Source organism: Stenotrophomonas sp. 2YAF22 (genome assembly GCF_052114665.1).
In the GTDB taxonomy this organism is placed as follows: Bacteria; Pseudomonadota; Gammaproteobacteria; order Xanthomonadales; family Xanthomonadaceae; genus Stenotrophomonas; species Stenotrophomonas indicatrix.
The window spans coordinates 1-3,294 of sequence record NZ_JBFRFE010000496.1 but is presented as its reverse complement, the minus strand read 5'-3'; the positions used below and the strand labels follow the sequence as shown (position 1 = coordinate 3,294).

The 3,294-nt window shown below is 67.8% G+C and carries 4 protein-coding genes; 1 reads left to right on the top strand and 3 read right to left on the bottom strand.

Going from position 1 to position 3,294, the window contains the following annotated elements:
• The coding region (locus AB4Y84_RS17065) for a phytoene desaturase family protein (RefSeq protein WP_442250507.1) at positions 1–880 on the top strand (880 nt) is incomplete at its 5' end.
• Positions 881–956: 76 nt separating this feature from the next.
• On the opposite strand, the gene AB4Y84_RS17060 is transcribed toward AB4Y84_RS17065, so the two are convergent.
• The 3 genes from AB4Y84_RS17060 to AB4Y84_RS17050 all read right to left on the bottom strand — a co-directional run bounded on the left by AB4Y84_RS17060 (position 957) and on the right by AB4Y84_RS17050 (position 2,980).
• Positions 957–1,631: a rhomboid family intramembrane serine protease gene (locus AB4Y84_RS17060; RefSeq protein ID WP_223482807.1), complete on the bottom strand. Its 675-nt coding sequence runs from the start codon at positions 1,629–1,631 to the stop codon at positions 957–959.
• Positions 1,632–1,724: 93 nt separating this feature from the next.
• A complete protein-coding gene (locus AB4Y84_RS17055) occupies positions 1,725–2,153 on the bottom strand; it encodes an MGMT family protein (protein WP_428705144.1) in 429 nt (142 codons plus the stop codon).
• On the bottom strand, positions 2,060–2,980 hold the full coding sequence (locus AB4Y84_RS17050; protein ID WP_312109917.1) for a DMT family transporter: 921 nt from the start codon (positions 2,978–2,980) through the stop codon (positions 2,060–2,062). Before AB4Y84_RS17050 ends, AB4Y84_RS17055 begins: the two co-directional genes overlap by 94 nt.
• Positions 2,981–3,294 lie beyond the last annotated feature (314 nt).

Here is a 3,294-nt window from a genome sequence, read left to right as displayed (position 1 = left end):
CGCGTGGGGCCACGCCATCGGTGGCATGGGCGCGATCAGCCAGGCCATCGCCGCGTCCGCGCGTGCGGCCGGCGCCGAGCTGCGCGTCGATGCCGGCGTGCAGCGCCTGCTGGTTGAGGACGGGCGCGTGGTCGGCGTCGCGCTGTCCGGCGGCGAGAGCCTGCGCGCACGTGCCGTGGTGGCCAACGTCAACCCGAAGCTGCTGTACGAACAACTGCTGCAGCCCGCCCAGGTTCCCGTCACCACCCGTGAACGCATGGCGAACTGGCGCTGCGGCTCGGGCACGTTCCGGATGAACGTGGCGCTGTCGCGGCTGCCGGATTTCCGCGCCCTGCCCGGCCCCGGCGATCACCTCAGTGCAGGCATCATCATGGCGCCCAGCCTGGATTACATGGACCGTGCCTGGCTGGATGCACGCCGCGAGGGGTGGTCGCGCGAGCCGATCGTGGAGATGCTGATTCCGAGCACGCTGGACGACTCGTTGGCGCCACCCGGGCAGCATGTGGCCAGCCTGTTCTGCCAGCACGTGGCACCGGTGCTGCCCGATGGCCGTCACTGGGATGATCACCGCGATACCGTTGCCGACCTGATGATCGCCACCGTCGATCACTACGCTCCCGGCTTCGCCGACAGCGTGCTTGGTCGACAGGCACTGTCACCCTTGGATCTGGAACGGACGTTCGGGCTGATCGGTGGCGACATCTTCCACGGTGCGCTCAGCGCCAACCAGCTGTTCTCGGCGCGGCCCATGGTTGGCCAGGCCGGCTATCGTGGCGCCCTGCCCGGCCTGTATCTGTGCGGCGCGGGCACGCATCCGGGCGGTGGGGTGACCGGMGCGCCCGGGCACAACGCGGCGCAGGTGGTGTTGGCCGATGCATGAAATGCGTGCCAACCAAGGTTGGCACCTACCCGCGTGGGACAAGGTGTGCCAACCAAGGTTGGCACCCACCTGCGCCTCACTTCACGCTGCGCAGGTGGTTCGGGCGCTTCGGCGGGCCGGGCGGACGACGCTTGTTGAACGGCGGTTGGCCGCGCCAGTAGCGGATCAGCAGCCAGCCGAACAGCATGCCGCCCAGGTGCGCGAAATGGGCCACGCCCGGCTGCCAGCCGGTCATGCCCAGCACCAGCTCGCCGACACCGAACAGGATCACGAACGTACGCGCCTTCATCGGAATCGGCGGGAACAGCAGCATCACCCGCTGGTTGGGGAACAGCATGCCGTAAGCCAGCAGCAGGCCGAACACACCACCGGACGCGCCCAGCACCGTGGCCGGATTGTCGAGCATCGTACCGACCAGCAACTGGCACACGCCGGCACCGACCACGCACACCAGGTAATAGGTCAGGAAGCGCTTCTCACCCCAGGTCTGTTCCAGCGGCGCGCCGAACATGAAGACGGCCAGCATGTTGAAGAACAGATGGAAGAAGCTGCCGTGCAGGAAGCCGTAGGTCAGCAGCTGCCAGGGCTGGAAATTGCCGCCCGGCGAGAACGCATCGAAGCCCTGCTGCAGCGGCTGCAGCATGAACGGCTCGAAGGTCTGCATGCCGAGCAGGAACGGCTGCTGCAGCAGGAACAGGATCGCGTTGGCGATCAACAGGGCCTTGGTGACGGTTGGCAGTCGCGGGAACATGGGGACACCGGCATGGAACGGCCTCCATCATAGCCGCAGCACCGTGTCTTGTTGGCGACCGGCAGGCGTAGCCTGTTCAGTCGCCAGCGGCGCTCAACCGGGGCCCCACACGGCCGCATCCAGCGCTGCAACCGGATCGGTCGCGGGCATCCGCACCCGGCCATTCTCCACCACTACGCCCTCGGCACGCAGCCGCTGCGACTGCTCGCGCCAGCCGGCCGACCCTTCTTCCATGGCAATGCGCCCATCCGAGCGCAGCACGCGGTGCCAGGGCAGGTCTGGATCGTCGTTCTGGCCGAGGATGCGTGCGGTCAACCGCGCGCGCCCAGGCAGGCCGGCACGCATCGCCACCTGGCCGTAGCCCATCACCTTGCCAGGCGGAATCGCACGGATCACCGCCAGGATGCGCGCACGCGCCTGCTCCGGCGTCAGCGTCGCAGGCGGGTCACCAGCAGTACGCCGATCAGCACCAGTACGGTGCCGGCGATCTGCGCCGGCCCCATCGGTTCGTCGAGCAGCCATAGGCTCATCACGATGGTGGAAACAGGGCCCAGCATACCGACCTGCGCGGCCAGCGACGAACCCACGCGCTGCACCGCCAGCATGATCGCCAGCACCGGCAGCACCGTGCACACGGTGGCGTTGACCAGCGACAGCCACTGCACCGGCGCCGGAGCCTGCCACAGCAGCGGCAGCGGATGGGTCACCGCGAAATGCAGCAGCACCAGCGCGCTGGCCACGCAGCTGGCATAGGCGGTCAGCCGCACCGCACCGATGCGCGCCACCACCTGCCCACTGCCGAACAGGTACAGCGCATAGCTGAGTGCACTGCCCAGCACCAGCAGGCTGCCGAGGATGATCTGCCCGCCCTCACGCTGCAGATCGTGGCCGAAGGCGATCAGCACGCCGATATAGCTCAGCACCAGCGCGCCGACCTGCCAGCGACCCGGCCGCTGCCGCGCCAGCAGCACGTTGATCAGCAGCACCAGGGTCGGGTTCAAGTACAGGATCAACCGTTCCAGGGTCACGCTGATGTACTGCAGGCCCTGGAAATCCAGCAGGCTGGACAGGTAGTAACCGGTGAAGCCAAGCCACAGCACGCGCGCGCGGTCGGCCCACGACAGCGGCGCCGCACGGCGCGAGGCCCACACCGCCATCAGCACGAACAGCGGCAGCGCCATCAGCATGCGCAGCGCCAGCAGCGTGGTCGCGTCCACGCCATGGCGCAGCCCCAGCTTGACGATGATCGCCTTGCCCGAGGCAGCAATGGCGCCGATCGCAGCCAGGCCGATGCCGCCCAGAGCGATGCGCGGGGACGTGGTGGCGATGCGGGGGGAAGAAGTGGACATCAGGAAGAAAACGGGCCGCATGGGCGGCTGGAAGCAGCCGGATTGCTTCCAATTGTCTCATGGCACTTCCGGGCGAACGATCCGATGTCCGTTCATGCTCACTGCAATTCCTGATCCACGCATGGCGTGAATCTACGTGTCGACCAMGGTCGACACCCACCAACAGCAACACAGAACGYCGKTCCGACAGATCGCAGGAATCTGTCGAAGGCGGGGTGGGTCCGGTTGCGGGGGCGTGAGCCGCATGGGCCCGAGGTATACCTCGGGCGGGTTGGGCAGGACGCCCAACCCCGGTCTTGCCGTGTGCGCAGGAC

Bases quoted from the DNA above. Each gene is read 5' to 3' on its own strand.
- AB4Y84_RS17050 (WP_312109917.1), bottom strand. From the start codon at position 2,980: ATGTCCACTTCTTCCCCCCGCATCGCCACCACGTCCCCGCGCATCGCT.
- AB4Y84_RS17060 (WP_223482807.1), bottom strand. From the start codon at position 1,631: ATGTTCCCGCGACTGCCAACCGTCACCAAGGCCCTGTTGATCGCCAAC.
- AB4Y84_RS17055 (WP_428705144.1), bottom strand. From the start codon at position 2,153: ATGGCTGCTCGACGAACCGATGGGGCCGGCGCAGATCGCCGGCACCGT.